Origin of the sequence: Streptomonospora nanhaiensis, from assembly GCF_013410565.1 — a bacterium.
GTDB classification, from domain to species: domain Bacteria; phylum Actinomycetota; class Actinomycetes; order Streptosporangiales; family Streptosporangiaceae; genus Streptomonospora; species Streptomonospora nanhaiensis.
In genome coordinates this window covers 1,700,679-1,727,321 of the sequence record NZ_JACCFO010000001.1, presented here as the reverse complement: position 1 = coordinate 1,727,321, position 26,643 = coordinate 1,700,679, and the positions used below count along the sequence as shown (strand labels likewise).

The window sequence follows — 26,643 nt, the reverse complement described above, 5'->3', positions numbered from 1 at the left end:
GCTCCCGCCGCCCCCGGATGGCCGCGCGGGCGCCGTCCCCGGCCTCCGCGGCCGGCGCGGGTCCTCCCGGGCACTCGGCTGGCTGCTCATGGACCACCGCCGGCCGCGCGCGGTGCTGGCGACGGCCGTCACCGCCGTGCTGTCCGTCCTGGCCCTGGTCGGCGGGCTGCTGGCATCGGGGCCGATGGGCGCGGGCGCCCCGGCCACCATCACCGTGGTCACCCGGCAGGACGTCTCGGGCACCGGCCTCTACCGGCTGTTCGTGGAGGAGTGGAACGCCCGGCGGGCGCCCGGCGAGCCGCGCGCGGAGCTGGTCGAGATCTCCAGCGCCGCCGACCTGGTCCACGCCGAGTTCGTGCGCTGGACCCAGACCGAGGGGTTCACCTACGACGTCCTCAACATCGACAACCAGTGGACGGCGGAGTTCGCGCGCAACGGCTGGGTGGAGCCGGTGCCCGGCGACGTCGCGGTCGACGCGGTCCTGGGCCCCTCCATCGCCTCGGTCACCTACGACGAGAAGGTGTGGGCGGTGCCGTTCATCGCCGACGTGGGGCTGCTCTACTACCGCTCGGACCTGCTGGACGCCGCCGACCTCGAAGGGCGCAACTGGGCCGGCACGCTGGACCTGCTGCGTGCCACCGCCGAGGCCGAGGGCGTCGCCTACGGCTACAGCGGCCAGTTCGCGCCCTACGAGGGGCTGACCGTCAACATGCTGGAGCTGATGTACGGCATGCGCGGCGGCCAGGCCGACGAGGACCGGCCGGTGGCGTTCGCCTCCGGCCCGGGCCGCTCGGCGGTGGACCTGGTGGCGCGGGGGCTGGGCGACGGAACCGTGCACCCCGGTGTGCTCGGCGACGGTGCCACCGAGTACGACAGCTTCCGGCACTTCGTGGACGGCGAGGTCGTGGCCATGCGCAACTGGCCCGGCTGGTACGACGTGCTGGCCCGCGACCCGGCCGCCGAGCCGGCGCGCGGCGAGCAGGCGGGCGGTCCGCCGGCCGAGGCCGAGGACGGCTCGGGCGGCGGCGGGGCGGCGGCGGGCGCCGAGCCGATCGAGTTCGACGTCGTGCCGCTGCCCGGCGAGAGCGTCCTGGGCGGCCAGAGCCTCACGGTCAGCCGCGACTCCGACCAGGCGGAGGCGGCGTGGGACCTGGTGGAGTACCTGACCGCCCCCGAGCAGCAGCGCCGCCTCCTCTACTGCGGCGGCTACTCGCCCGCCCGCGAGGACGCCTACTCGGGCGCGGTGGCGGGCCCGTGCCCGGGCGGCACCGGGGACTCCGGCGCCTCGGTGGCGGACCGCCGGGGCGAGGAGTACACCCGCCTGCTCCTCGACGAGGTCGCCAACGCCCGCCACCGCCCCACCAGCCCCTACTACCCCCGCTACACCCAGGTCCTCTACACCGACCTCAACCGCCTCCTCCGCCAGTCCGACGGCCCCCCGCCCGAGAGCGAGCTGGCGGCTTTGGAGACCCGCTTGGAGGGGGCGCTGGAGGGCCGCTGAGGAGGACGGCGTCACGCCGGTCCGTGGACGCGGCGGCGGCCGGTGGCTACCACGGTGGCTCCGGTGGCGGCGAGGGTGAGCAGGACGGCGCCGAAGGCGGTGGTCGCGGCGGTGAGGCCCGCGTGGTCGCTCAGGTAGCCGGTCAGGACCGGCAGCAGTCCGGCGGGGACGTAGCCGCCGACGTTGAAGGCGGCGTTGGCCTCGGCCAGCCGCCGCGGGGGCAGCGCGGAGTTGAGCAGTGAGAGCCCGCCGAGTTGGCCCAGGCCCTGGCCCGCTCCGGCCAGCAGTGCCGAGGCGGCCAGGAGCGCGGCCGAGGACGTGTGCACGGCGGCCACCAGGGCGAGCATGCTCGCGGCGGTGCCGGCCGCGCCCAGGAGGAGGACGGCGCGGCGGGGGAGCCGTTGGAGGGCGGTCTGCGCGCCGATGGCGGCCAGGAACATCGCGAACACCATGGCCCCCGCGGCGGTGCCGCCGCGGACGCCGACGACGTCCGCCAGCAGGGAGGGGGCCGCCCGCTTCCCCGGCCTGCTCGACCTCGTCGCCGCCTGGACCCCCGAGGAGCCCTGACCGGCGGTCAGCGCCGGAGACGGCCGCCCCAGTGGGCGTCCCACGCCGCCGCGACTGCGGCGCCCGCCGCGGCGGCGGCCGGGACGGGCCAGAACCCCAGCACCGTGGCCGTCCCCTCGGCCAGCAGGGGCCGAGGCCAGGGCCGGTACCAGGGACGGGACCGCGGCGACGAACCGCCCGGCGCCGGCCGGCCAGGACGGTGTCTCCAGGTCGGTAAGGGAGAGCGCCACCGCCAGGAGGCCGCACGCCCCGGCGGCCGAACCGCTCACCCGCGGCGGTCGCATGGGGGCGTTCCGCCCGCCGGGCGCGGCGCGCGGGAGTCGTCCGCGCCGCCGGGAACGCGTGCCGGGCGGGCTATCCGGAGGCCGTCATCTCGCTCGATCTCAGCAGCGGCGGGTACAGGTCGCGGGCGGGGCCCCTGCGGTACAGGGCGGCGGGGCGGCCCGACTCCATGGCGCGGCGCTCGCCCGTGGGCACCACGAAGCCCGCCGTGCGGGTGACCTTGCGGCGGAAGTTGCTGGGGTCCAGGGAGATCCCCCACACCACCTCGTAGACGCCGCGCAGTTCGCTCATGGTGAACGGCTCGGTGCAGAAGGCCGTCGCCGCCGTCGTGTACTCCAGTTGGGAGCGGGCCCGCTCCACGCCGTCGGCCAGGATCGCGGCGTGGTCGAAGGCCAGGCCGAACCCCTCGCCCAGCGCCCGCGCCACCGGGACCCACCGGGCCGCGTGGGCGTCGGTGCCCGCCACCGGCACCGGAAGGTCGGGGCCCAGGGCCAGGTAGGCGACCGTGACCGTGCGGCCGCGCGGGTCGCGGTCGGGGGCGCCGTAGCTGCGCAGCTGCTCCAGGTGCAGGCGGCGGCCGTCCAGGCCGGTCTCCTCGCGCAGTTCGCGCAGCGCCGTCTCGTCCAGCCCCTCCCACGGGCGGACGTAGCCGCCCGGCAGCGCCGGGCTGCCCCGGAACGGCTCGTTGCCGCGCTCGATGAGCAGGACGTGCAGCGCCCCCTCGCGCACGGTCAGGATCACCAGGTCCACGGTCACGGCGGCGGGGAACGGGCCGCTCGGGCGGCTCGGCCTCTCGGTGGTCACCCCGCCAACGTACAACGCGCCACCACCTAAAAGTCACCTTGACCTGATCCCGGTCGCCCCCTTATGGTCGAACTGACCAGAAATGGCGGCCGGACCCTCCGGCCGGCGCGGCGGCCCGTGGGCGCGGCGGTGCGGCAGCCCGCCCGGACGGGCGGGCCGCCGTCGCTCGCCGCCCGGCCGGAAGGGGGCGTGATGGCGGAGTTCCTCCTCGGGCTGGCCAGCTCGCTGGCGACCACCGCGCTCGTCGCGGCGGTGGGCTGGCTGCTGTCCCGCCGCGCCCGGCGGCTGGTGCTGCGCCTGCTGGGCCGCGCCACCGGTTTGGGCGTGGAGCGCGTCTACCGCACCCAGCGCTCGGCGAGCACCGACATCGCCGCCGACATCCCCCGGGGCGAGTGGCTGCGCGTCCTGGCGGGGCGCGGCGGCGAACTCACCCGCGAGACCTTCCAGCCGCTGTGGACGGGGACCGAGTGGCCGCTGCGCGCGGTCGAGATCCTGCTGCCCGACCCCGAGCCGGGCCGCGACACCTGGCTGGCGGCGCGCGAGGACGAGCTGCGCGCCCGCGACCCCGGTTTCCGCCCCGGCCTCCTGGGTGAGCAGGTGCGGCTGAACGCCGCCTACCTCGCCGAGGCGGCCAAGGGCAGGGACCACTGCGAGATCCGCTTCTACAACCTGCCCAACCTGTTCCGGGTGGTCATGACCGACAAGGTCGCCTACCTGACCCTTTACCTGAGTACCGCACACGGCCGGAACTCCCCCTGTATCGTCGCCCGAAGACCCGGACACCTCTACGACTTCGCGGCGCGCGTCTTCGCGTCCGCGTGGGAGGCGGGGCGGCCGGCCCCGCGCGAACCGGTGCGCCGACCGTGAACCGGCGCCGAGGCGCTCCCGCCGCCGACCGGCCCTTGCCGTCCGCCGAGTCCTTCTCGTACGCGCGGCCTCTTCCGCCGCGCGGCCAGTTCCTTTCCACACGCCACGACGATCCCCCCGACCGCGCGCCGGCGGCGCCCGCGCCCCCGCCCCCGGCAGCCCTCAGCCCAAGGAGCCGACCGTGACCGAGTCCCAGCGCCCCGCGCCGCCGCCGGGCGGCCCCCAGTCGTCCCCGCAGCCCCCGCCCCCGCAGCAGCCCCCGCCGTCCCCGCAGCCGCCGCCCCCGCGCGGCGTCGACGACATCGCCGGGGTCAGCGAGTTCGACCCCACCACGGTGCTGCGCTGCGCCGCCTGGCAGGACGTCGACTTCCGGCGGCGGGTTTTGGCCGAACGCCAGGACCACGCCTACCGCGCCCTCTCCCGCGAACCCGGCCTGGACCCCCGGGCCGTGGTCGCCGAATGCGCCCGAGCGCGACGCGCCGCGAGCGTCGCCGGCGCCGCGCTGGCGAGCCTGTGGGTTCCGCTGCTGTTCGTGCACCTGGTGGTCGCGCTCCTCGTGCTCGCCGCCTTCGCCCTGGTCACGCTCACCGCCTTCCAGCAGGGCACCGGCCAGCCGGGATTCCGGGGCACCGCGCTCCAGGGCAAGGCGATGTCCGTGGCGGCCGGTGCGGTCCTGCTGATGTGCGTGGTGGTCGCCGGCTACGTGGCCTACATGGCCGCCGCGCCGCCCGAACCCGACCCGTGGACCACGCCCGAGTCCGACCCCTACGCGCCCGGCGCCGCCGATCCCGACGCCCCCGCCGTGTTCCGGATCATGCCGTGGCCGGCGGCGCTGGCCTGCTACGCCGTCGGAGCCTTCGTGATCGCGCTGTGGTACCACCAGCGGCGCGGCGCCGCCGTCGAGGACATCCTGCGCCAGGACGGAGGCGAGCGCGCCTCGGCCAGCGGCGTCGGCACCGTGCCCGTCGGCTTCTTCAGCCGGTTCAACCCGTTCATCGGCACCGGCGTGCGCTACCAGGAGTGGCCGCTGACACTGGACCTGCGCCCCGCCCGGGCGCCCGGCGACACCGGCGAACCCGGCGACACCCACGGCGGCGAGGCCGGCGGCGCCCACGGCACCCCCTCGCGCTCCGGTCCCGCGCTGGTCGAGGCCCTGTACGAGGGGCTGCGCACCGACCTGCGCCGACTCGGCGCCGAGGACGGCGGCCGCGCCACCCCCCGCCCCGTCGACGTGGCCGACTGCGTGTTCCTCACCGGCCGGCGCACCCACACCCCCGAGACCGTGCGGGACGCACTCGTCGACCCGGCCACCGGGGCGCTGCGCCCCGAATGGGTGGCCGAGTTCATCCGCGGCTCCCACGAGCGCGCCCGGCACTTCCTGGAGGCGGGCGTCAGCATGTGGGACGGCCAGATCGTGGTGACCGCCTTCGTCCGCCTCAGCGTCCACGGCGGCTCGCTGCGGGTGGAGGGCGAGACGTTCGTGATGCCGCCCATCGACCCGCGCCACATGGCCGCCGTCGACGCCGGCACCGAGTCCGGGGGCCGCCGCGCGCTCACGGCGCTGCGCCGGCTGCTGCCCGACCTCGGTGGGTTCGTCACCGAACTCGTCAGCCACAACCTCACCCGCTGGCGGGCGGAGCGCTTCGCCGCCGACTACCGGCGCCACCTGCGCGAGGGGCGCACCTACATCGACTTCGCCCCGCGGCTCAGCATCCGCGAGGCCGCCGCCGGCACCGACTACCGTCAGCTCTTCCAGCTCCACGACGTGCGGCGGGTCTCGGGCGCCATCACCAAGCGCTGCCTGACCTCGCTCAGCCGCGCGCTCAAGCGCGAGGGCTACGACACCAGCGACCTCGACGGCATCGTGCAGAACATCAACCTCGGCCTGCAGCAGTTCGGCGGCACCGCCACCTTCTCCGGACCGGTGTCGGTGGGCCCCCGCTCCACGGCCACCCAGAGCCTCGCCGACAGCCCGAAGCGGCCGTGACCCCGGCCCGCGCCACCGCCCGCACCGCCCCCGCCGAAGGACGGACCACCCGATGAGCACCCCCACCCCCAACGAGGGCATCGCCAACCACGGCGGCCGCATGACCTTCACCGGCCCGGTCAGCGTGGGCCGCGGCTCCTCCGCCCACCAGTACGCCCCGCCGGAGCCCGGCCCGGACACGCCCGCCGGCCCCGCGGAGCGCGCCGCGCCCGGCTGGGCCGACGGTCCCGGACTGTCCGGCGGTGCGGTGGTGATCACCGCCGTCGACTGCGAGTACCGCGCCGTCGCCGCCCACCTGGGCGGGCCGTTCGAGGAGCGCACGGTCAGCGGCACCCTCTACCGCCTGGGCACCTTCCGCGGCCGGGAGCGGGCGCGCCGGGTCGCCCTGGCCCAGATCGGACCGGGCAACACCGGCGCCGCCCTGCACGTCGAGCGCGCCCGCACCGCGTTCGCGCCCGAGCTGATCGTGTTCGCGGGCGTGGCTGGCGGCCTCAAGGACGTGCGGCTGGGCGACGTGGTGGCCGCCGACGCCGTCTACGACTACGAGAGCGCCAAGGAGGGCGCCGGCGAGGACGTTTGGCCGCGCGCCCGGACCGCGGTGCCCTCGCACGCGGTGGTGCAGCGCGCCATGGACGTCGTGTTCCGCCAGGAGTGGACCGACTACATCATCGACCCCGAGCCGGGCGTGGCGCCCCGCGCGTTCGTCAAGCCCATCGCGGCCGGGGGCAAGCTCCTGGCCCACGCCGACTCTCCCACCGCCCGGCGCGTCCGCGCCTTCGCCGGCGACGCGGTCGCCGTGGAGATGGAGGGCTACGGCGTGCTGCACGGGGCGTCCCTCGCCGACCACGCCGACGTCCTGGTGGTGCGCGGCATCTCCGACCTGCTCACCGGCAAGGACGCCGCCTCCGACGCGCGCTGGCAACCGGTCGCGGCCCGCAGCGCCGCCGCGTTCACCTGCGCGTTCCTGGACCTGTTCACCCGGACCTGACCCGCGCCGGGGACAGGGCGCCGAGGGGGCGGAGTGGCGCCCCCTCGGCGCTTCCCACGCGCCCGGACCGCCCGGAAGACCGGGCGGCGGGGAACCGGGCGCGGCGGATCAGCGCCCCGAGCGCCAGGTGCCCTGGGCGACGTCGGGGACGAACCCGGCCAGCTTCTCGGCGGTCGCCGGGTCGGCCAGGTCGACCCGGCGGCCCTCCTGCGCCGACAGGTAGGCGGCCATCAGCAGCCGCGTCACCTGCAGGCCGTCGGCCAGGCTCTCGGCGGGGGCGGCGCCGTCGAGGAACCGCGTCACCATGTGCCGGTTCTCCTCGGTGTAGCCGTAGGCCCCGGCCTCGTCGGGCAGGACCGGCATCAGGCCCCCCTCGGCGTTCTGCTTCTCGACCAGGTCCTCGCCCGGACGGCCGGCGATCTCGCGGCTGAGGAACACCTTGGCCTCGGTGTCCAGGCTGTTCACCGACATGGCGTACTCGGGGCCCAGCAGCTCGAAGGTCAGCCGCAGGCCCGCGCCCACGTAGCTCCAGGACGTCGTGCCCTCGGCCACCACCTCGTCGCCGTCGCCGTTGCGGTAGACGATGGTGGCCCGCGCGTAGTCCTCCGAGGGCCGGGACCGGTAGTCGACCTCGGCGCCGTAGCGGCGCGCCAGCTCGTCGGCGTAGGAGGGGCGCGACCACTTCAGGCTGGCGATCGTGGCGTCCACGCTGACCGGGGTCAGCCAGTCGTCGGCGGAGACCCCGGGCGGGGTCAGCAGGAACCGCCCCGCCTCGACGCTGTGGCACATCATGTCGCTGAGGACGCCGCCGCCCTGCTTGTCGCCCTGCCAGAACCACCCGTTGTGCGGGCCGCTGTGCTCCTCGGCGCAGCGCGCCAGGTAGGGGGTGCCCGACGCCGCCGCGCCGCGCTTCCACGCCAGCTCGTGCGCGCGGGTCACCCCCGGCGCGAACACCTGGTTCTCCAGGTAGCCGTGCAGCAGCCCCACGCTCTCCACCAGCCGCAGCACCTCCTCGGCCTCGGCGACCGTGCGGCCCAGCGGCTTCTCGATGGCGATCCCGCGCAGCGAGGCCCGCCCCGCGGCCACCTCCTCCACGATCGCCCGCACGGTCTCCACCCGCACGTGGTTGGGCGTGGTCACCCACACGGCGTCCACGGCCGGGTCGCGCACCATGTCGCGGACGTCGGCGTAGGCGGTGGGGTCGCCCACCCGCAGCTCGCGCGCCAGGTCGCAGATGCGCCGCACCCGCTCCTCGGTGCGCCCGCAGACCGCGGTCACGTCGGCGTCGCGCACGCCGCGGAAGGCGCGGGTGTGGAAGTCGGCGATGAACCCGCTGCCGACGATGCCGACTCCGAGCCGGCCGCTCGCCTGTGCTGTCACGTTGGTCACTCCATATCCGTGGACGGGTGCCGCGGCGTGATCGGGGTCGCCGATCACTGCCGCAGCCGCTTCTGCCTGCCGTAGGCGGTCAGGACGATGATCAGCACCACGCCGTAGATGATCTGGCGGGGCGCGTCGCCCCACTCGCCGCCGCCGATCTGCATGATCCGCAGCAGGGAGTCGAGGACGGTGAGCAGGATGGCGCCGATGACCGTGCCGAGGTAGCCGCCCACCCCGCCCACCAGCGCGGTGCCGCCGATCACGGCCGCCGCCACGCTGTTGAGCATGTAGTCGGTGCCCAGGCTGGTGTACACGTTCTGCGCGTAGCCCAGCAGCAGCATGCCGCCGACCCCGGCGAACAGCGACGACAGCACGTAGGCGGAGAACCGCACGGCGGTGGGGCTGACCCCCGACAGGTAGGCGGTGGTGGGGTTGCCGCCGACGGCGTAGAGCCGCCATCCGAAGGACGTGCGCCGCAGCAGCCACACCACCAGCACGGCCAGGCCCAGCCACAGCCACAGCACCCCGGGGATCCCCGCGACCGTGTCGCCGGTGACCAGCGTGCGCAGCAGCGGCGCCGCCGAGCCCTCGGGCCGGCCGCCGGTGTAGAGGCGGATGAACCCGGTGACCACCGCGATCATGCCCAGGGTCATCACCAGCGGCGGCACCCGGAACACCAGCACGCCCACGGCGTTGACGACCCCCACCACGCAGCTGGCGCCCAGCGCCAGCAGCACGGCGACGACGATTCCCTCGTTGGAGCCGTCCATGTACCGCGAGGCGACGATGGCCGACAGGGTGGCGGTGGCGCCCACCGACAGGTCGATGCCCTCCCCGCCGGCGATGATCACCAGCGTCTGGCCGATGGCGATCACGCCCAGGAACGAGGCGACGGTCAGCAGGGTGACGATCTGCCCCCAGCCGGCGAACTCGGGGGAGTACAGGGCGGCCACCACCCACAGCAGCACCGCCACCGCCCCCGAGACCACCACGGGGTCGCGCAGCAGGCGGCGGGCCAGGGGGGTGCGCGCCGGCGCGCCGGGACGTTCGGGCGCCCGCTCGGGCGCGGTGGACACGGTCATCGGGGGCCTCCCGCGAGGGCGGGCCGCCGCGCGCCGCGGGCGGTCAGCAGCCCGGCCAGCGCGATGGCGGCGATGATGATGCAGCCGTAGACGAACTCCCGGGCGTCGGTGGGCACCCCGGCGAAGAACACCAGGCCCTGGATCAGCGACAGCACGATCGCGCCCACCAGCGCGCCGCCCACGCCGCCGACCCCGCCGCGCAGCCGGGTGCCGCCGATGACCAGCGCCGCGATCGAGCCCAGCGTCAGCTCGGTGCCCAGCGTGGGGTCGCCCGCGCCGGAGTCGGCCAGCAGCGCGACCCCGGCCAGGGCCGCCACCAGGCCGCCGGCGGTGTAGGAGAACACCCGCACCGCCGACACCGGCACCGCCGAGGTGTAGGCCGCGTCGGCGCCGCCGCCCACGGCGTAGAGGTACTGGCCGAAGCGGTGTCGGCGCAGCACGCGCCAGGCGACCCACAGCAGCACCAGCAGCACCGCCGGGACGGGCACGTAGAGCGCCACGACCATGCGGAAGGTCTCGGTGAGGGCGGGGGACGCCTCGCCGCCGGGCTTGGGCAGCACCAGCAGCGCGGCCCCGCCGAAGATTGAGCTGGTGGCGAAGGTCGCCACGATCGGCTGGAGGCGCAGCCCCGCCACGACCAGGCCGTTGACCAGACCGCACGCCGCGCCGGTGGCCAGCCCGGCGGCCAGCGCGAGCGGCAGGCGGGAGTCGTCGCCGTCCATCAGCACCACCGAGACCGCGGCGGAGAGCGTGACGATGGTGCCCAGCGACAGGTCGATCCCGCCGGCCAGGACCACGATGGTCTGCGCGGCGGCGATGGTGGCCAGCGGCAGGAACGTCGCGAAGCCGGCCGTCATGGAGTAGGCCGAGAAGAAGTTGGGCTGCAGCACGGCGGAGGCCGCGACGGTCACCACCAGCAGCGCGGCGACCGCCAGGGCCGGCATCCGCGCGGACAGCACCGACCGGCCCGCCCGCAGCAGGATCGGCGGCGCGCCCGCGGCGGGGCCCGGGGCGGTGCCCGGTGCCTCGGTTCGACTGGGGGGTGTCATGGCCTTCCTCGGTCTCGGGCCGGCCACAGGGCGGCCGGGGGCGCGGGGTGCGCGGGGTGCGGGGAACGGGTGCGGGCGCCGCCGGGGCAGGCGCCGGAGGCGGTGCTCACGCGCGGCCTCCCGGGTCCAAGGGCGCGGGCTCGGGCGCCAGGCCGCCGGTGCCGGCGGCCGGCGAAGGCGCCTGGTGGGGTTCGGGCAGGGCCGACGTCGCCTCGGGGTGGCCGGCGCCGGTGTCGCGCCCGGCGATGTGCATGGAGCTGGCGATCAGGGTGTCCTCGGTGAGCCGGTCGCCGGAGACCTCGTCGACCACCCGGCCCTCGAACAGCACCAGCACCCGGTCGCAGACCTCGACCAGTTCGCGGTCGTCGCTGGCCCCCAGCACCACCGCCGCGCCCGCCGCGGCCAGTTCGGCCACCACGGCGAACATCTCGGCCTTGGCCCGCAGGTCGATGCCCTTGGCGGGGTCGTCCATCAGCACCACCATCGGCTCGGTGGGGAACCACTTGCCGACGACGATCTTCTGCTGGTTGCCGCCCGACAGCGTGGAGACGGGGTCGTCCAGCGAGCCGTAGCGGGTGCCGATGCGCTCGGCCACCGCGCGCGCCGCGGCGACCTCGCGGCGCCGCGACAGCGCCACGCCCAGCGCGGCGCGCCGGCCCACCGAGGGCAGCGCGAAGTTCTCCAGGATCGGCCGGCCCAGCGCCAGGCCCTGGGCGCCCCTGTTGCCCGGGATGTAGGCGAATCCGGCGCGCACCGCCTGCTTGGGCGAGCGCGGGTGGACCGGGCGGCCCTTGAGCAGGACGGTGCCGCCGGTGCGGCGGCGCGCGCCGAAGAGGGTCGCCATCAGCTCCGACTGGCCCTGGCCCTGGAGGCCGCCCAGTCCCAGCACCTCGCCGGGGCGCACCTGGAAGGAGACGCCGTCGATCCGGTCGCCGGAGAGGTCGCGCACCTCCAGCAGCGGCTCGGCCGTGGCGGTCCGCGCCGCCGCGGCGCGGGGCCGCACCCGGGACGCGTCCGTCCCCGCGCCCTCGGGTGCGGCGGACCCGGCGCCCTCAAGGGAGTCCTCGGCGGAGCCCGCGGAGCCCTCCGGCGCCGCGCCGGTGAGGGCCGTGCCGCCCGACATCAGCTCGACCAGCTCCCGCTCGGGGGTCTCGCCGACGGTCACGGTGGCCACGGCCGCGCCGTTGCGCATGACGGTGGCGCGGTCGCACAGCGCCAGGATCTCGGCCAGGCGGTGGGTGATGAACAGGATCAGCACGCCCCGCTCGCGCAGCTCCCCGACCACCTCGAACAGCACGTCGACCTGGGCGCGGCGCAGCGAGGCCGTTGCCTCGTCCAGGACCAGCACCCGGGGGTCGCGCACCAGCGCCTTGCAGATCTCCACGATCTGGCGCTCGCCGGGATCGAGGTCGGCGGCGCGCTCGTCGGCGGGCACCCGGCCGCCGAAGGCAGGGGCGAACCGCTCCAGCCACGGCAGCGCGCGGGCGCGGGCCGCGCGGGTGTCGCGCAGCCCGAACCGGGTCGGCTCCACGCCCAGGACCAGGTTGTCCAGGACGCTGAACTCCTCGATCAGCGACAGCTCCTGGTACACGGCGCTGACGCCGGCGGCCAGCGTGTCGCGGGGGCCGCGCGGGCGCAGCCGGCGGCCCTCCAGCAGGACCTCGCCGGCGTCGGGCGCCACCACACCGGTGAGCACCTTCAGCAGCGTCGACTTGCCCGAGCCGTTGGGCCCCAGGACGGCGTGCACCGTGCCGGCGTCGGCCTGGAAGTCGGCGCCGGCCAGGGCGGTGACGCCGCCGTAGCGCTTGCGCACGCCGCTCATGTGCAGAAACGGCGGTGTGTCCACGATGTCTCCCTGTCCTGGTCGCCGGCGCGGGGGCCGGGCGCGGGGCGCGGTGCGCCCCGGCCCGCCCCCCGCACCGGCGGCGGGCGGCGGCCTACTCGAAGTAGGAGTCGGCTTCCTCGGGGGTGATGCTGTGGTCGAGCGCGTAGGCGTCGGGCTCGTCCTGGACCTCGGCGAAGCGCTCGTCGAAGGTGTCGTCGGTGACCGTCTCGGGCATCGGCAGGTAGAGGGTGTTGCCGTCGAGGGCGTCGGAGCGGAACTCCTGGCCCTGGAGCATCCGGACCACGACGTGCAGCGCCGAGACCGACACCGACGGCGGGTTGGGCACGCCGATGCTGGAGAAGTCCTCGTTGTCCTGGCGGAGCCGGTCCCATTCCTTCATGTAGCCCACCCGCGCCTCGCCGGTGATGGCGACCTCGTCCTCCAGGCCCTCGGCCTGGAGCGCCTGCATGGCGCCCAGCGCCATGCCGTCCTGCACGAAGATCCCGTCCACGCCGGGGTTGCTGGAGAGCAGGTCGCGGGTGACGGTCTGGCCCTGGCTCTGGTCCCACTCGGCGAAGTCGTTGGCCACGACCTCCACGCCGGCCTCCTCGAACACCTGCTGGGCGCCGGACCAGCGGTCCTCGTTGGCGGGGTGGCCGTCGATGCCGTTGACGGCGATGATCTCGCCGCCCTCGCCGACCTCCTCGGCCAGCCACTCCGCCGAGATCGACGCCCACTCCGACTGGTCGATGACCACGTTGGTGACGTGCTCGGACTCCACGGCCTGGTCGATGGCGACGATCTGGATCCCCTGGTCGGCCGCCTCGGCGAACACCTCGTCCAGCGCGGTGGGGGAGTTGGGGTTGACGATGATGGCGTCCACGTCGGAGCGGATCAGGTTGCGGATCTGCTGGATCTGGCCGTTGACGTCGACGTCGGCGCTCTCCACCACGAGTTCGTCGACGACGCCCTCGTCCTGGTACTCGGCGAAGGCGTCCTCCAGGACGGAGAGCATCTGCTCGCGCCACTCGCTGCCGATGAAGCCGTTGCTGACGCCGATGGTGAAGGGGCCGTCGGACGCCCCCTCACCGCCGTCGCCGCCGCCGGCCTCGGGGGTGCTGCACGCGGTCGCGGCGAGCACGACGCCGGCCGCCGCCAGCGCGCCGAACGCGTGCCTGCGGGTGCGCCAATGCGGAATCGAACCCATCGTGGGGCCTCCATGTACTTCGACGGGATGGGGGATAGGGGGTCGCGGGATCAGGGGGACGGTGGGGTGGGGGCGGAGGGGTGCGGCGGCCGGGCGGGCCCGGCCGCTACCGCGCCGCCGGTGCGGCGCCCGCCGCGTGCGCGGCCAGCGCCCGGTCGATGTTGCGGGGGTCCAGGATGTGGTCGATGGCCAGGCGGCCGGCGCCCAGCGCGCCCCCGGCCTCGCCCGCCTCGGTGGGCACGACGGTGAGCCGGTGGGTGGCCAGCGGCAGGGAGCGCTGGTAGATGACCTCGCGCACCCCCGCCAGCAGGTGCTCGTGGGCGGCGGCCATGACCCCGCCCACCACGATCGCCTCGGGGTTGAAGAAGTTGACGAGTCCGGCGAGGACGTCGCCGATGTCGCGGCCGGCCTCGCGCACCAGGCGCACGGCCAGCGGGTCGCCGCTGCTGACCAGGTCCACCACGGCCCGGCCGTCGGCGGCGGGCACGCCCGCCTCGGCCAGCCGCGCCGCCAGGGCGGCGCCGCCGGCCACCGCCTCCAGGCAGCCGGTGTTGCCGCAGCGGCAGGCGGCGGTGTCGGCGCCGGGCACCCGGATGTGCCCGATGTCGCCGGCCGCGCCCTGGGCGCCCCGGTGCAGGCGGCCGCCGGCGATGATGCCGCAGCCGATTCCGGTGCCGACCTTGACGAACAGCAGGTTGTCGGCGGCGGTGCTGCCGTGGCGGACCTCGCCGAGGGCCAGGGCGTTGACGTCGTTGTCGACCAGGACCTCCAGGTCGTAGCGGCTCGTGAAGTAGTCGGGGATGGGGAACTCGTGCCAGCCCGGCATGATCGGCGGGTTGACCGGCCGCCCGGTGGCGAACTCGACGGGGCCGGGGACCCCGATCCCGATGGCCTTGACGGCGGCCAGGGGGCGCCCGGCCTGGGCGAGGAGTTCGTGCATGCGCTCGTCGATGTGGCGCAGCACGGCCTCGGGGCCCTCGGTGATGCGCAGGGGGTCCTCGCGGTCGGCGAGGAGGGTGCCGCCGATGTCCATCAGCGCCACGCGGCAGTGGGTGGCGCCGAGGTCGACGCCCACCACGCAGTTGCGCTCGGTGGCCAGGCGCAGCACGCGGGGCGGCCGGCCGCCGGTGGAGGCGCCGGTCTCGCGCTCCTCGACCAGGCCGTAGGCGATGAGGGTGTCGACGCGCTGGGCGACCGTGGAGCGCGCCATACCGGTGACCCGGGCCAGGTCGGCGCGGGTCGCGGCATCACCCCGACTGATGAGGTCGAGGATGTCGCCCGGAGAGGACACGGCTGCTCCTGCGGAGGTCGGCGCGCGGACGCGGCGGGGGCGGGTGGAGACGGCAGGGGGACGGGTGCGGTGGGGCTGGCGGCGCTCCCGGCGGCGGAGGGGCCGCCGTTGTGAGCCAGGCCACGAAGCTACGCCCCCTTGTGTCGGGAGTCAATACCGCTTTTGACGGAAATCGAACTAAGTAAGCGGGCATCCACCCGCTGTAGCGCAAAAGGGGTGCCGGGCCGGGAGGTGGGCACGGACGGCCCAAGGCGCCCGTGGACCGGAGCGCGGGGCGGCACGGGGCGGGCGCGGGGCGCGGAGGACGTCGCGGAAGGGGGGCCGTGAGGGGGCCGCGGACGTGCGGGTCGGCGAGGCGCCGGGGCGGGGAGCGGGACGCGGGAGCGCGGGAGGAGAGCGGGCCGACCGGGGCGGCCGGAGGGAGCCGGGGTCGGCGGGCCGGGCGCTAACGGGCCCGAGGCGGCGGGGGTAGGCGCGGGCGCACCGCGCGGGGCCGAACGCGGTCGGGGGGCGGCGGTGGTGGGGGCACCGCCGCCCCCCGAGGGGAGGCCGGGCGCGCCGCCACCGGCGCCCCCGCCCTCCCCGGGAGACCTGTCACCGCACGCTGGTCGCGGTGAACACCTCCGCCTTGACCCCGTTCTCGTCAACGGTGTGGCCCGTCGAGGAGAAACGGAAAGTGGCATTGCCCCGCTTGAACCGGTAGCCGCTCTTGGGATCGGCCACCTCGGTCCACGTACCGTCAAGGTCGCGAATGTCCGCGAACTCCGGAGCGTCGGGCACCTCGAGCTTGATGCGCTTCATATCCGGCTGCAGGATCGACACCGTACTCCTCAGGTCCACAGGGGGTGCGGATGCGGGCGCAGCCCCGCCGCTTCATTAAAGCCGCCGACAGAGCCCGTCCGCCACAGGGTTGATAGTGGTATTCCCACAACCACCCCACCGTCCCACCACCCCATCCCCCGCCTTCGCGCGCCGCCGCGGAGTCGCGGGGGGCGGGACGGCCCGGGGCCCGGCCGCACGGCGGCCGGGCCCCGAGAGGCGGGTACGGGAGCGCCTACCCGCGGTCGTACTCGGCGCGCTTGAGGGTGGACCAGAGGGCGTGGTAGGCGGGCTTGCGGGTGTAGTCGTCCGTCATCACCGTGGCCGAGCCCTCGCCCTCGAAGAAGACGGGGACCCAGGAGTACTTGTCGGTGAAGCCCCAGATGGTGAAGGAGTCGCAGCCTTCCACGGCGAGGCAGGCCGCCAGACCCTGGCGGTAGTAGTCCGCCTGCTCGCGGAGTTGGGCGGCGGTGGGGCGGCCGTTCTCGGGGACGTTCATGCGGACGTCCATCTCGGTGACGGCGGTGGCCAGGCCGAGGTCGTCGAAGCGGCGCAGGTTCTCCTCCAGGCCGGCGGGGAACGGGTAGTTCAGGCTGAGGTGGGCCTGGGTGGAGAACCCGTGCAGCGGCACGCCGTCGGCCAGGAGCTGCTGCGACAGTTCGTAATAGGCGTCGCTCTTGGCGTTGACCTCCTCGACGCCGTAGTCGTTGAGGAACAGTTCGGCGTGCGGGTCCGCCTCGTGCGCCCAGCGGAAGGCGTCGGCGATGACCCCCGGGCCCAGTTCGCGCAGCCAGATGTTGTCCTCGGTGCGCAGGTTGCCCGCCTCGTCGAAGATCTCGTTGGTGACGTCCCACTGGTGGATCCGCCCGGAGTAGCGGCCCACCACGGTGGTGATGTGGTCGCGCAGGATCTCGCGCAGTTCGGCGTCGGTGAAGTCGCCCTCCTCCAGCCAGGCGGGGTTCTGGCTGTGCCACAGCAGTGTGTGCCCGCGCACGACTTGCCCGTTGCGCTCGGCGAAGTCCACGATCCGGTCGGCCATGGCGAAGTCGTAGCGGTCGCGCTCGGGGTGCAGGTACTCCCACTTCATCTGGTTCTCGGGGGAGACCGAGCTGAACTGCTGGGCGAGCACCCGGCGGTAGCGCCCGTCGGAGGTGAAGGGGTCGGGGTAGTCCTGCTCCAGGTGGTGGCCGCCGCCGGCCACGGCGGTGCCGATGACGAAGTCCTCGGGGGCCGCCCAGCGCAGCCGGTCGAACTTCGCGTTGGAGTGGGGCGGGGTGTGCCGGCCGTCGGGTCCGTGGTGCCGGTCGGCGGCGGCCGGCGCGGCCCCCAGCGGCAGGAGCAGGGCGGCGGTGGCGGCCGTCGCGAGGGTGGCGGTGACGAAGCGGATGGGTTGCATGGGGGACTCCCATTCGGGTCGGCCGTCGAAAGTTCCGGAAAATTCCGGTGTACGGCGACGTTGGACACTAGGCGGTGCCCGGCGCGACCGTCAATACCCCTGCCTGCGGGAGGGGCGCGGACGGCGGAGCCGTGCGGCGAGTCGGGCGGGGGCCGGGACGGGAAGCGGGCGCGGCCGCGGGTCCACGCGTCCGATCCCGGCGGAAAGTGGGGGCTGAACGGCGTGGGAGCCGGGGCCGGCGGCGATCCGGGGCGGGGCGGCGGGCCGCCGGTGCGGTCGGCGGCGCGCCCGAGGCGTGCTCCGCGGTCCACGGCACCGGATTCGGCTGGTCGGGAGCCCTGGGGCGGTACGGCGCGTTGGCATGGGCGGTGCCGAAATCCGGGCCCGGTCCCGCTCCGGCCGCCGACACCGGTCCCGACGGGGATCCCGATCGATGTCGCGGCGGCCGGGCGCTCGTAGGCTGGGCAGGTACGAAGGAGGAGCAGTGCCCGAGACCCCGACCCCTGCCGTGACCATCTCCGCCATCGCCGCGGAAGCGGGCGTGTCCGCGCCGACGGTCTCGCGCGTCCTCAACGGGCGGGGCGACGTCGCTCCCGCCACCCGCGAACGCATCGAGTCCCTGCTGCGCGCCCGCGGCTACCGGCGGCGCGGCAGCAAGGCGGGCGAGGCGGTCGGCGCGCGTGCCGGTGCGCAGGTCGGGCTGCTCGACCTCGTCTTCAACGACCTCGACAGCCCGTGGGCCGTTGAGATCATCCGCGGCGTGGAGGACGCCGCCCACGGCACGGGCGGCGGAATCGTCGTCTCGGCGATCCACCGCCGGGCCAGCTCCACCCGCCAGTGGCTCGACAACGTGCGCTCGCGCGCCAGCGACGGCGCCATCCTCGTCACCACCGACCTGGACTCCGCGCTGCGCGCCGAGTTGGAGGAGTTGCACGTCCCGGCGGTGGTCATCGACCCCGTGGGGGTGCCCGACCTGGCCGTGCCCACCATCGGCTGCACCAACTGGGCGGGCGGGCTCAGCGCTACCAACCACCTGACCGGCCTGGGCCACCGGCGCATCGGCTTCGTGGCCGGCCGCCCCGAGCTGTGGTCCAGCCGCGCCCGCCTCGACGGGTACCGCGCCGGGCTGGAGACCGCCGGGCTCAGCGTCGACGACGCGCTGGTGGTGCAGGGGGAGTTCGACTACGAGTCGGGCTTCCGCGCCGGGGAGCGGCTGTTCGCCCTGCCCGATCCGCCCACGGCGGTCTTCGGTGCGAGCGACCAGATGACCCTGGGCGTGTACGAGGCCCTGCGCCGCCGGGGCCTGCGGGTGCCCGCCGACGTCAGCGTGGTCGGGTTCGACGACCTCCCCGAGGCCCGATGGTCCTCGCCGCCGCTGACCACCGTGCGCCAGCCGCTGGCGGAGATGGGCCGCCTGGCGGTCCGCACCGTCCACCGCCTCATGCGCGGCGAGTCGATCGAGAGTCCGCGCATCGAACTGGCCACCGAACTCGTCGTCCGCGACAGCACCGCCCCGCCGCCCGCCTCGGTCTGAGACCGGCCTACGGCCTCACCGCGGCCGGGCCCCTCGGGAGGGCGGTGGCGCCTGCCTGGACCTATGCGGCCCATGGCGGTCCGCCGCGCGCCCGACCCCCGAGGCGCGGACCGATGCTCGGCCGCTCACCCGCCCGCCCGCCTACCGGTCCGGTCGCCGCTCACCCGCCCGCCCTTGCGGGCACCACGCCCGCGCCCCCGCACCAGGGCCGGGAGAAACCGTGAGGGACCGTTGACAGGGCGCCGCCGCCTGCTTATGTTGCCTTTACATTCCGGAAACTTTCGGAAAATCCCCCATAGCGGTCAAGGAGACCCGTGTGACGACCGTCCGCCGCCGCAGACCGGGCCGACTGCTCGCCCTCCTGCTCACCTCCACCGTCGCCCTCACCCTCTGCGCCGCACCGCCCGCGCAGGCCGCCGGCGCCACCGCCGCCGCGAAGCCCGGCCGCACCGGGCCCGCCACCCCCGACATCGTGGACTCCACCCCGGGCGGCGGCCAGGCCCTCGCCCTCACCTTCGACGACGGCCCCGACCCGCGCAACACCCCCCGGCTGCTGGAGGTCCTGCGCGAGCACCGCGTCAAGGCCGTCTTCTGCCTCTGGGGAGAACACGTCCGCCAACACCCCGACCTGGTGCGGCGCATCGCCCGTGACGGGCACACGCTGTGCAACCACACCATGCGCCACGACGACATGAGCACCTGGTCGGCCGCCGACATCCGCGCCGACCTGCGCGCCACCAACGCGGCCATCCGCGACGCCGTCCCCCGCGCCCGCATCCCCTACTTCCGCGCCCCCTACGGCGCGTGGGGCCAGACCCCGCAGGTCGCCGCCGACATGGGCATGCAGCCGCTCGGCTGGCGCCTGGCCGTCGAGGACTGGGAACCGCCCGGCACCGGCGAACTCGTCCGGCGCCTGGAAGAGGGGGCCGCACCCGGCGCGGTGGTCCTCCTGCACGACGGCGGCGGCGACCGGTCGCAGACGGTCGACGCCGTGGACCAGGTCATCCCCCGGCTCCAGGCCCAAGGCTGGCACTTCACCCGGCCCGCCCGGCGCGGCTGAGCCCCGGCCGAGGAGACACCGTGCCCCCCACACCGACCCCCGCCGCCGCACCCACCCCCGCCCCCGGCCGCACCGGCACCCGCGCCCTCACCCGTGCGCGGTGGGGCGTCGCCGCCGTCCTGCTGAGCGCCCTGCTCGTGCTCGGCGGCGCGGCCGCCACCGGACCCGGAGCCGGCCCCGCGGCAGCCGACGACGGCGGCCGCGGCGGCGCCTGGGTCGGCACCTGGGCGACCGTGCCCACCGCCACCCCGCCCACCGCCACCCCCGTGCTCCACGACGAGACCGTCCGCCAGGTCGTCCACACCAGCGTCGGCGGCGACCGCCTGCGCCTGCGGCTGACCAACGAGTTCGGCGACGCCCCGCTGCGCATCGGCGAGGTACGCGTGGCCCGCCGCGCCGGCGACGCCGGGACCGACATCGTCCCGGCGACCGACCGCGCGGTGACCTTCAGCGGGCAGACCGCCGTGACCGTGCCCGCCGGGGCGCCCCTGGTCAGCGATCCGGTGAAGTTCGACCTCCCGCCCCGCGCCGACCTGGTCGTCAGCGTCTACCTGCCCGAGGAGACCCCCGTCACGACCCTGCACGCCTTCTCCTACCAGGAGAACGAGGTCGCCCAGGGCAACGCCACCCGCGCCGCCTCGGTCGAGGCCACCGAGACCATGACGCAGTGGCACCTGCTCTCCGGGATCAGCGTGCGCACCCGCGGGCACGGGGCGGGCGCCGTCGTGGCCCTCGGCGACTCCATCACCGACGGCGCCGAGACGCGGGTCAACGCCAACAACCGCTGGCCCGACCTGCTCGCCGAGCGGCTGCGCCACACGGGCGTGCTCAACCTCGGCGTGGCCGGCAACCGGCTGCTGCACGACCCCAATCCGCCCGAGGGCGGCGACGCCGAGAACTACGCGGCGTTCTTCGGCGAGAGCGCGCTGCGCCGCTTCGACCGCGACGTGCTGGCCCAGCCCGGCGCCGAGCACGTCATCGTGCTGCTGGGGGTCAACGACCTCGGCCACCCCGGCACCACCGCGCCGGAGTCGGAGACGGTGAGCGCCGAGCAGATCATCGGCGCCCACCGCCAGATCATCGCCCGTGCGCACGCCGCCGGCCTGCGCGTCTACGGCGGCACCATCCTGCCGTTCAAGGGCGACACCCTCGGGTTCCACTCGGCGGAGAACGAGGCCAAGCGCCAGCGGGTCAACGACTGGATCCGCGGGAGCGGCGAATACGACGCGGTCATCGACTTCGACCGCGTCATGCGCGACCCCGCCGACCCCCTGCGGCTGCGCCCCGCCTACGACAGCGGCGACCACCTGCACCCCAACGACGCGGGCATGGCGGCGATGGCCGAGGCGGTGCCCGCGTCCCTGTTCCGCCCCGACCGGGGCAGGTAGCGGCCCGCCGCACCGGCCGGGACGCCCCGCCCGCGGCACGGCCTCCGACCGGACGCCCCGCCCGCACGGCACCCGGCCGGAACCGGACGCCGCGGTCCCCGCGTATCGGACCGGGCGCCGCTCCCAACAGCGGCCCCGGCGGGGACCGCGGCCCGCCCCTGCGCGCGTCCGCGCCGATCCCCCCCTGGCCGCTTTAGGCCACAGCGTCCGATCCTGTCCCCGCCCGTCCCTATCGTTGAGGCGCGGCGTCGCCACGCCGCATCGGGAGGGCCGGGTGTCCGCGGACACCCGGGTCGGGGGAGCACAGCGGGGTGTGCGATGACAGGGGACCTGTTCGGTACGGAGCCGTGGCCGCCGCAGCACGGGGTCGACGGGCGCGCGGCGGCCCGCTACGCGGCCACCATGGAGTTGGTCGACCGGGTGGTCGGCGCGCTGGCCACCCGGTCGAACTCCGCGCCGCCCGAATCGGCCGAGGCCCGGCGCGCCGGCGCGGCGCTGGACGAATGGGCCGCGGTCCGCGCCGGCCTCGGCCCCCAGGACGGTGCGGCGGTGGAGCGCGTCCGCGCCGCCGCGCTGGCCCTGCTGCGCGGTGAGGCCGGCCGACCGTGATCGACCCCAACCAGGACCGCTACCGCAGCGTCGACCGCACCCGGTACCAGTTGGACGAGAAGGAGAGCGACCAGCTCTACGCCGTGGTCAAGCGCGCGCACTTCGGGCACCTCGAACCCCAGGACCAGCCCTATGAGGTCACCGCCGGCGCGCAGGTCGGCGCGGGCAAGACCACCCTGATGGCGCGCGTGGTCGAGGCGTTCCGCGACAGGGGCGGGATCGCCCGCATCGACCTCGACTTCTGCAAGACCTTCCACCCCCTCTACGAGCGGCTGCTGGCCGAGGACCCCGAGACCGCGGGGGCCTACACCGGCAACGACGGCCGCATCTGGATGGAGCGGCTGCTGCGCGACGCCGCGGCGGAGGGCTACAACGCCCTCTTCGAGAGCGCCATGGCCAAGGAAAGGGACTTCGAGGGCGTCATCGACGTCTTCCGCTCCACCGACGACGAGCGGCGCGCCGCCGGCAAGAAGCCCTTCCTGGTGATAGCCCCGCTCCTTGTGGTGCACCCCGCCGTCAGCCGGCTCGGCCTGCTCACCCGCCTGGCCGTCCAAAGGGCCGACGGCCAGCCCGGCCTGCTGGTCGGCAGCGACTACCACGCCCGGAGCTACGCGGGGGTGCTGCGCGGTGCCGCGGCGATCGACGAGCGGCGTATCGCCCATCAGGTCTACGCCGTGCGCCGCGACGGCGAAGTCCTCTACAGCAACAGCCTGGGCCCCGACGGCCGGTGGCTCGGCCGCGCGGCGGCGGTCGAGGCCGTGGCCCGGCGCGAGGAGCGGCTGAGCCTGAACGAGAGCACCGCCTTCCGCAACCAGTTCCTGTGGACGGCGCACGAGCTGGGCTCGGCCGGCCGGGACGCGCTGATGGAGGTCTACGAGCTCGCCCGCCCCGCGCTCCATCCCGCCGTGGCCGCCCAGCCGTTCTTCGGTGAGCGCCCGGCGGGCCTGGACCTGCCGCACCCGCCGGGGCTGCGCCCCGGCGGCCCGGGCCTGCCCGGCACCGCACCCCGGCGCAGGGAGCCGGGGCACGGACCCGACGACGGACGGAAGGGGCTCCGATGACCGGCGGCCACGACAACCACCCGACACCCCCCGCCCCCGGCGGTGACACCGCCGGCGACTACCGCCGCGTCTACTCCGCCGCCGCGCGCATGCTGTGGCTGCAGGGCACCCCGGCGTGGCGCGAGCCCGGCCCGTGGCCGGCCGACCGCCGCGCCGCGTGGTCGCGGCTGGCCGACCTCCTCGGCCAGGACCCCCACCCCGCCGCCCCCGGCGCGCCCGCCGCCCCGGCGCGCCACATGATCGCCGCGGTCAACGGCCACCGCCCCGGCACCGCCCCCGTGACCTTCGGCGCGGCCGTGGAGTCGTGGCGGGCCCTCCTGCGCGCCGAGGCCGCCCGGCCCCCGGGGGAGCCGCACGGTGCGGCGGCCGCCGTCTCCGCGGGGTGGCTGCTGGTCGCGGTCTCCCTGCTGGACGAGCTGGCCCACCGCCTCGCGCCCGGCCGCCCCGCCCACACCGTCGCCCCCGAGGGGGCCGTACTGGCCGCCGCGCTGCACGAGAACGCCGACGCGCTGCGGGCCGCCGCACGCGGCACCGGCATCCCCGCGCCCGTGCCCGCGGTCCGCGAGGTCGCGCAGATCGCCGACGGTCCCGGACCGGTGGGCGAGCGGGCCGACCTCGCCGAGCACCACCCCCGGCTGCGGGCCGCGGCCCGCGCCGCCGCCGAGACCGTGCCCACCCGCGCGGAGCTGCGCGCCGCCGGCGACTTCTCCGTACCGCGCCCCGTCGCCGACGCCGCCCAGGACCTTCTCGCGGTCCTCGCCGATCCGCGCCGCCCCGCCTGGCGGGAGGCCCACGACACCCTCGACCCGGCCCGGCACCTGGTCGCCGCCCCGCGGTGGGAGGGCACCGAGGCCCGGCCGGTCGGGTTCGCCGAGCGCGCCGCCGAACTGCGCGCCGCGTCCGACGGCGAAGCGGGACCGCGCCCATGGGCGGGGGACCCCGACTTCGGCCCCGAGCCCGGCGAGCGCATCGCGGTGCTGACCCCGGCCCGCGCCGCCGTGCTCGCGGCCGCGCTCGACGAACTGGCCGCGCGGCTGCGGCCGGGCCGCGTCGTGGGCACCGTCCACGTCGACGGCCTGCACGCGGGGCGGTTCCTCGTCCACGAGTTCGGCGCCGCCCTGCGCGCGCTCTACCCGCTGGCGCCATGACGGCCGAATCCGCGGAACCCGTCCGGCGCCGGATCCTTGTGGTGTCGGACATGAGCGGCCGCCGACCGGGCGGCGGCGGCATGACCGTCCTCAACCAGCGCCTCACCGAGGCCCTCGCCCTGCACCACGACGTCACGCTGCTCACCGTCGGCCCGGCCGACCCCCACGGACGGGCCCGCGTGGTGGAGCTGCCCGCGTTGCCGGGGATCCCGGCGCGCGCAAGCCTCTTCAACGGCATCCGGACGCACCGTCCCGAGGACTTCGGACTGGAGGGTCCGATGGACATCGTCGTGGGCCACTCGCGGTTCTCCGGGTTCTCGGCGCTGGAGGCCGTGCGGCGGTGGTACGGCGGACGCGCCCGCCTGGCGCACTTCCTGCACACCACGCCCGAGCGCTACGCCGAGATCAAGGGCGTGCCCCGGCAGGGGCAGCGCCACGCGCAGATGGAGCGGGGGGTCCTGCGCGCCGCCCACATCGCCGTGGGCATCGGCGAGATCTTGACCGAGGAGGCGGCCCGGCTGATGGCGGCCCACCCCGCCGCCCAGCGGCCGCACCTGCACGAGGCGGTGCCGGGCGCCGACCTCGCGGCGCCGGGGCGGCGGCCCACGCCGGGCATGACGCTGGGCCTGCTGCTGTCGGGGCGCGCGGGCGACACCCTCAAGGGCGCCCGGGTGGTCGCGGCGGCGGTTCGGATGCTGCGCGACGACGGGCTGGACGTGCGGCTGCGCCTGCTCGGCGCGCCGGCCGGCGAGGTGGACGAACTCCAGCGCGAACTGGAGGCCGTCGGGGGCGGCCCGCCCGCCATCACCGTGCTGCCCTTCAGCACCGACGACAACGTCCTCCGAAACGAACTCCTGGCGGCCGACGCGGTCGTGATGCCCTCCGAGCACGAGGCGTTCGGCATGGCGCCCCTGGACGGTCTGGGGGTCGCGACGCCGGTCCTGGTCAACGAGGACAGCGGGATCGCGCGGCTGCTGCGCGACACCCGGCGGATGCCCGAGGGCGTCGGAGACCTGTTCGTCGTGCCCGACCTCGGCCTGGGAGAGGAGCGCCCCCAGGCCTGGGCGCAGGGCGTTCTGCGGCTGTTCCGCCGGCTGCCGGAGTTCCGCGAGGCGGCGGGCCGCACCCAGCACCGGCTCGCGGCGTTCACGTGGGAGCACATGGGACAGGCGTTCGTGGCGGCGGCCATGGCGGCGCCGCCGCGCTGGAGCACGGCGCCCGGCGAGGCGCGCCGCCACACCGTCCAGGGGCCCCACGGCACCCTGCTGGCGGGCCGCGCGGCGGACGGCGCCGGCGCGGTGCCCGAACGGGCCGCGGGACCGGACTTCCCGGGCTCGGTGGCCGACGCCGTCCGCCGCGGCCACTCCGCCGTGCGGCACCCGCGCTCCGCCGGCCTGCGCGGACGGCCGGTGAACAAGCCGCCCAGGCAGGCCTAGGGCGCGGTCCACGGGGCGTCCGCTCCCGCCCGCGCGGGCGGGACGGGGCGTCAGCCGCGGGCGGGGCGGCCGTAGGTCATGCGGCGCAGGAACCACTCGGCCGGGCCCTGGCGGAAGCCGGCGCGGCGCAGCATGTCGCAGATCACGACCGTGGCCAGCCACACCCCCACGCCCAGTGCCACGGCCTGGGCGTCGCCGAGGCCGGGGGCGACGTTCAGCGCGTAGGGCGGGATGAGGGCCGCCCACACCACCGACTGGAGGAGGTAGGCGGTCATGGAGCGCCGGCCGGTGGCGGCGAGCGCGGCCGTGACCGGTCCGCGCCGCCGGCCGAGGCGCGGCGCCACCAGGGCGATCGCGGCGGCGTAGCCGAACCCGCCGGCGTAGCCGGTGAGCAGGTGCACCCAGAAGACCGCCGTGGCGGCCACCGGGCCCACGCTCCACACCTCGACGTTGACGAGGGCCTGCGGGATCCCGCCGAGCACCGCCAGGCCGATTCCGCCGGCGGCGATCCGCACCAGCAGGGCGCGGTGGCGGCCGGGCGCCTCCAGCAGCCGGCGGCGCTCCGCCCAGACGCCCATGAGGAACGGGAACACCGAGATGGCGATCATCAGCGGCCAGAACACGGGCAGGGTCATCAGCCGGAACAGGACGTCCAGCAGGGGCCCGGGGTTCTGCCCGCCCGTCGGCTCCTGGGCGGCGCCGAACACCAGGTTCTGCGCGGCGGAATAGGCCAGGGTGCCCGCCGCCATCCAGGCGAAGGCGTGGGTGAGCAGGCGGCGGTCGGTGAAGCGCAGCATCGCGACGAAGGCGAGCGCGATGAGGCCGTAGACCGAGATGATGTCGCCGTAGAACAGCAGCGCCGTGTGGGCGACGCCGATGACCACCAGCCAGCGGCCGCGGCGCCGCAGCAGGCGGCGGACCCATGGCCAGGGCCGCCCCTCGTCGGTGCGGCGGCGGTGGATCTGGGCGAGGCCGTAGCCGAAGAGGGCCGCGAACATCGGGTAGCCGCGGTTCTCGGCGAACAGGGCCATCACGGCGGTCGCGACGACGTCGAGCGTGCCGTCGAGGGTGAAGCCGCCCGCGCCGGTGGCCACGCGGAACAGGTGCGCGTGCACGGTGGCGATGACCAGCAGCATGAAGCCGCGCGCGAGGTCGGGGGCGAGGTCGCGCCGCGCCGGCGGGAGCGGGGCGGGCGGTGCGGTGGGCGGGGTGCCGGCGGCGGTGCTCGGCACGCGGCCGGCGCCGGACACCGGGTCGCCGGGAGGCTGCCGCATTGCGGGCGCGGAGTGGGGCGGGGCGTCGTCGGACATGCGGGGACCACCTCAATAAGCTACGGAAGCGTATCTAATGTGGGAGCGACCA

22 protein-coding genes are annotated in these 26,643 nt (G+C 75.9%); 11 read left to right on the top strand and 11 right to left on the bottom strand.

The features are described from left to right. Positions 1-88: 88 nt before the first annotated feature. The gene (locus HNR12_RS07470) at positions 89-1,501 is read left to right on the top strand and encodes an extracellular solute-binding protein (RefSeq protein WP_179766798.1); all 1,413 of its coding nucleotides are present in this window, start codon (positions 89-91) and stop codon (positions 1,499-1,501) included. An 11-nt stretch (positions 1,502-1,512) separates the two neighbouring features. On the opposite strand, the gene HNR12_RS27795 is transcribed toward HNR12_RS07470, so the two are convergent. Together HNR12_RS27795 and HNR12_RS07460 are read right to left on the bottom strand one after the other, a co-directional pair. Next, on the bottom strand, positions 1,513-1,953 hold the full coding sequence (locus tag HNR12_RS27795; RefSeq protein WP_218901886.1) for an MFS transporter: 441 nt from the start codon (positions 1,951-1,953) through the stop codon (positions 1,513-1,515). 469 nt (positions 1,954-2,422) lie between these two features. Beyond that, a complete protein-coding gene (locus HNR12_RS07460) occupies positions 2,423-3,154 on the bottom strand; it encodes an NUDIX hydrolase (RefSeq protein ID WP_308118456.1) in 732 nt (243 codons plus the stop codon). A gap of 192 nt (positions 3,155-3,346) precedes the next feature. Here HNR12_RS07460 and HNR12_RS07455 point away from each other — a divergent pair, with 192 nt between their 5' ends. From HNR12_RS07455 to HNR12_RS07445, 3 genes are all read left to right on the top strand, one after another. Next, positions 3,347-4,021, top strand: a complete 675-nt coding sequence (locus tag HNR12_RS07455; RefSeq protein WP_179766796.1) for a hypothetical protein — start codon at positions 3,347-3,349, stop codon at positions 4,019-4,021. 181 nt (positions 4,022-4,202) lie between these two features. Beyond that, positions 4,203-6,008, top strand: a complete 1,806-nt coding sequence (locus tag HNR12_RS07450) for a hypothetical protein (protein ID WP_179766795.1) — start codon at positions 4,203-4,205, stop codon at positions 6,006-6,008. A 52-nt stretch (positions 6,009-6,060) separates the two neighbouring features. Beyond that, the gene (locus tag HNR12_RS07445) at positions 6,061-6,996 is read left to right on the top strand and encodes a 5'-methylthioadenosine/S-adenosylhomocysteine nucleosidase family protein (protein WP_246425023.1); all 936 of its coding nucleotides are present in this window, start codon (positions 6,061-6,063) and stop codon (positions 6,994-6,996) included. A gap of 108 nt (positions 6,997-7,104) precedes the next feature. On the opposite strand, the gene HNR12_RS07440 is transcribed toward HNR12_RS07445, so the two are convergent. From HNR12_RS07440 to HNR12_RS07405, 8 genes are all read right to left on the bottom strand, one after another. Continuing rightward, positions 7,105-8,376, bottom strand: a complete 1,272-nt coding sequence (locus HNR12_RS07440; protein ID WP_179766794.1) for a Gfo/Idh/MocA family oxidoreductase — start codon at positions 8,374-8,376, stop codon at positions 7,105-7,107. Positions 8,377-8,429: 53 nt separating this feature from the next. Then, positions 8,430-9,458, bottom strand: coding sequence for an ABC transporter permease (locus HNR12_RS07435; protein WP_179766793.1), 1,029 nt, complete (start codon positions 9,456-9,458; stop codon positions 8,430-8,432). Further along, positions 9,455-10,507 carry an ABC transporter permease gene (locus HNR12_RS07430; protein ID WP_246425022.1) on the bottom strand — a complete coding sequence of 351 codons (1,053 nt, stop codon included), beginning with the start codon at positions 10,505-10,507 and terminating at the stop codon, positions 9,455-9,457. Before HNR12_RS07430 ends, HNR12_RS07435 begins: the two co-directional genes overlap by 4 nt. A 106-nt stretch (positions 10,508-10,613) precedes the next feature. Beyond that, the gene (locus tag HNR12_RS07425; RefSeq protein WP_308251334.1) at positions 10,614-12,353 is read right to left on the bottom strand and encodes a sugar ABC transporter ATP-binding protein; all 1,740 of its coding nucleotides are present in this window, start codon (positions 12,351-12,353) and stop codon (positions 10,614-10,616) included. Positions 12,354-12,444: 91 nt separating this feature from the next. Then, positions 12,445-13,539 (bottom strand): ABC transporter substrate-binding protein, encoded by a 1,095-nt coding sequence (locus HNR12_RS07420; protein ID WP_179766792.1) that lies wholly within the window; start codon positions 13,537-13,539, stop codon positions 12,445-12,447. Between the two features lie 106 nt (positions 13,540-13,645). Continuing rightward, positions 13,646-14,830 carry an ROK family transcriptional regulator gene (locus HNR12_RS07415; protein WP_179766791.1) on the bottom strand — a complete coding sequence of 395 codons (1,185 nt, stop codon included), beginning with the start codon at positions 14,828-14,830 and terminating at the stop codon, positions 13,646-13,648. A gap of 594 nt (positions 14,831-15,424) precedes the next feature. After that, positions 15,425-15,652, bottom strand: a complete 228-nt coding sequence (locus HNR12_RS07410; RefSeq protein ID WP_179766790.1) for a hypothetical protein — start codon at positions 15,650-15,652, stop codon at positions 15,425-15,427. A 232-nt stretch (positions 15,653-15,884) separates the two neighbouring features. After that, positions 15,885-17,045, bottom strand: coding sequence for an endo-1,4-beta-xylanase (locus tag HNR12_RS07405; RefSeq protein WP_179766789.1), 1,161 nt, complete (start codon positions 17,043-17,045; stop codon positions 15,885-15,887). A 484-nt stretch (positions 17,046-17,529) separates the two neighbouring features. On the opposite strand from HNR12_RS07405, the gene HNR12_RS07400 reads away from it, so the two are divergent. From HNR12_RS07400 to HNR12_RS07370, 7 genes are all read left to right on the top strand, one after another. Further along, positions 17,530-18,579, top strand: coding sequence for a LacI family DNA-binding transcriptional regulator (locus HNR12_RS07400; protein WP_179766788.1), 1,050 nt, complete (start codon positions 17,530-17,532; stop codon positions 18,577-18,579). Between the two features lie 316 nt (positions 18,580-18,895). Continuing rightward, positions 18,896-19,639 carry a polysaccharide deacetylase family protein gene (locus tag HNR12_RS07395; RefSeq protein WP_179766787.1) on the top strand — a complete coding sequence of 248 codons (744 nt, stop codon included), beginning with the start codon at positions 18,896-18,898 and terminating at the stop codon, positions 19,637-19,639. A gap of 20 nt (positions 19,640-19,659) precedes the next feature. After that, positions 19,660-21,027, top strand: a complete 1,368-nt coding sequence (locus HNR12_RS07390) for an SGNH/GDSL hydrolase family protein (RefSeq protein ID WP_179766786.1) — start codon at positions 19,660-19,662, stop codon at positions 21,025-21,027. Between the two features lie 318 nt (positions 21,028-21,345). Then, complete coding sequence (locus tag HNR12_RS07385) at positions 21,346-21,636, top strand: hypothetical protein (RefSeq protein ID WP_179766785.1); 291 nt, start codon at positions 21,346-21,348, stop codon at positions 21,634-21,636. Continuing rightward, entirely contained in the window at positions 21,633-22,697 is a 1,065-nt protein-coding gene (locus HNR12_RS07380; protein WP_179766784.1) for a zeta toxin family protein, read from the top strand. The genes HNR12_RS07385 and HNR12_RS07380 overlap by 4 nt, the downstream gene beginning before the upstream one ends. After that, on the top strand, positions 22,694-23,845 hold the full coding sequence (locus HNR12_RS07375) for a hypothetical protein (protein WP_179766783.1): 1,152 nt from the start codon (positions 22,694-22,696) through the stop codon (positions 23,843-23,845). Before HNR12_RS07380 ends, HNR12_RS07375 begins: the two co-directional genes overlap by 4 nt. A gap of 50 nt (positions 23,846-23,895) precedes the next feature. After that, a complete protein-coding gene (locus HNR12_RS07370) occupies positions 23,896-25,281 on the top strand; it encodes a glycosyltransferase family 4 protein (protein WP_179766782.1) in 1,386 nt (461 codons plus the stop codon). A gap of 50 nt (positions 25,282-25,331) precedes the next feature. Here HNR12_RS07370 and HNR12_RS07365 read toward each other — a convergent pair whose 3' ends face one another. After that, positions 25,332-26,555, bottom strand: coding sequence for a DUF418 domain-containing protein (locus tag HNR12_RS07365; RefSeq protein ID WP_179770464.1), 1,224 nt, complete (start codon positions 26,553-26,555; stop codon positions 25,332-25,334). Positions 26,556-26,643 lie beyond the last annotated feature (88 nt).

What these genes read in the sequence shown, in the direction of transcription:
- HNR12_RS07470 (WP_179766798.1), top strand. Translation starts at nt 89, where the DNA reads ATGGACCACCGCCGGCCGCGCGCGGTGCTGGCGACGGCCGTCACCGCC.
- HNR12_RS27795 (WP_218901886.1), bottom strand. Translation starts at nt 1,953, where the DNA reads ATGGTGTTCGCGATGTTCCTGGCCGCCATCGGCGCGCAGACCGCCCTC.
- HNR12_RS07455 (WP_179766796.1), top strand. Translation starts at nt 3,347, where the DNA reads ATGGCGGAGTTCCTCCTCGGGCTGGCCAGCTCGCTGGCGACCACCGCG.
- HNR12_RS07445 (WP_246425023.1), top strand. Translation starts at nt 6,061, where the DNA reads ATGAGCACCCCCACCCCCAACGAGGGCATCGCCAACCACGGCGGCCGC.
- HNR12_RS07435 (WP_179766793.1), bottom strand. Translation starts at nt 9,458, where the DNA reads ATGACCGTGTCCACCGCGCCCGAGCGGGCGCCCGAACGTCCCGGCGCG.
- HNR12_RS07430 (WP_246425022.1), bottom strand. Translation starts at nt 10,507, where the DNA reads ATGACACCCCCCAGTCGAACCGAGGCACCGGGCACCGCCCCGGGCCCC.
- HNR12_RS07420 (WP_179766792.1), bottom strand. Translation starts at nt 13,539, where the DNA reads ATGGGTTCGATTCCGCATTGGCGCACCCGCAGGCACGCGTTCGGCGCG.
- HNR12_RS07405 (WP_179766789.1), bottom strand. Translation starts at nt 17,045, where the DNA reads ATGCAACCCATCCGCTTCGTCACCGCCACCCTCGCGACGGCCGCCACC.
- HNR12_RS07385 (WP_179766785.1), top strand. Translation starts at nt 21,346, where the DNA reads ATGACAGGGGACCTGTTCGGTACGGAGCCGTGGCCGCCGCAGCACGGG.
- HNR12_RS07375 (WP_179766783.1), top strand. Translation starts at nt 22,694, where the DNA reads ATGACCGGCGGCCACGACAACCACCCGACACCCCCCGCCCCCGGCGGT.
- HNR12_RS07370 (WP_179766782.1), top strand. Translation starts at nt 23,896, where the DNA reads ATGAGCGGCCGCCGACCGGGCGGCGGCGGCATGACCGTCCTCAACCAG.
- HNR12_RS07365 (WP_179770464.1), bottom strand. Translation starts at nt 26,555, where the DNA reads ATGCGGCAGCCTCCCGGCGACCCGGTGTCCGGCGCCGGCCGCGTGCCG.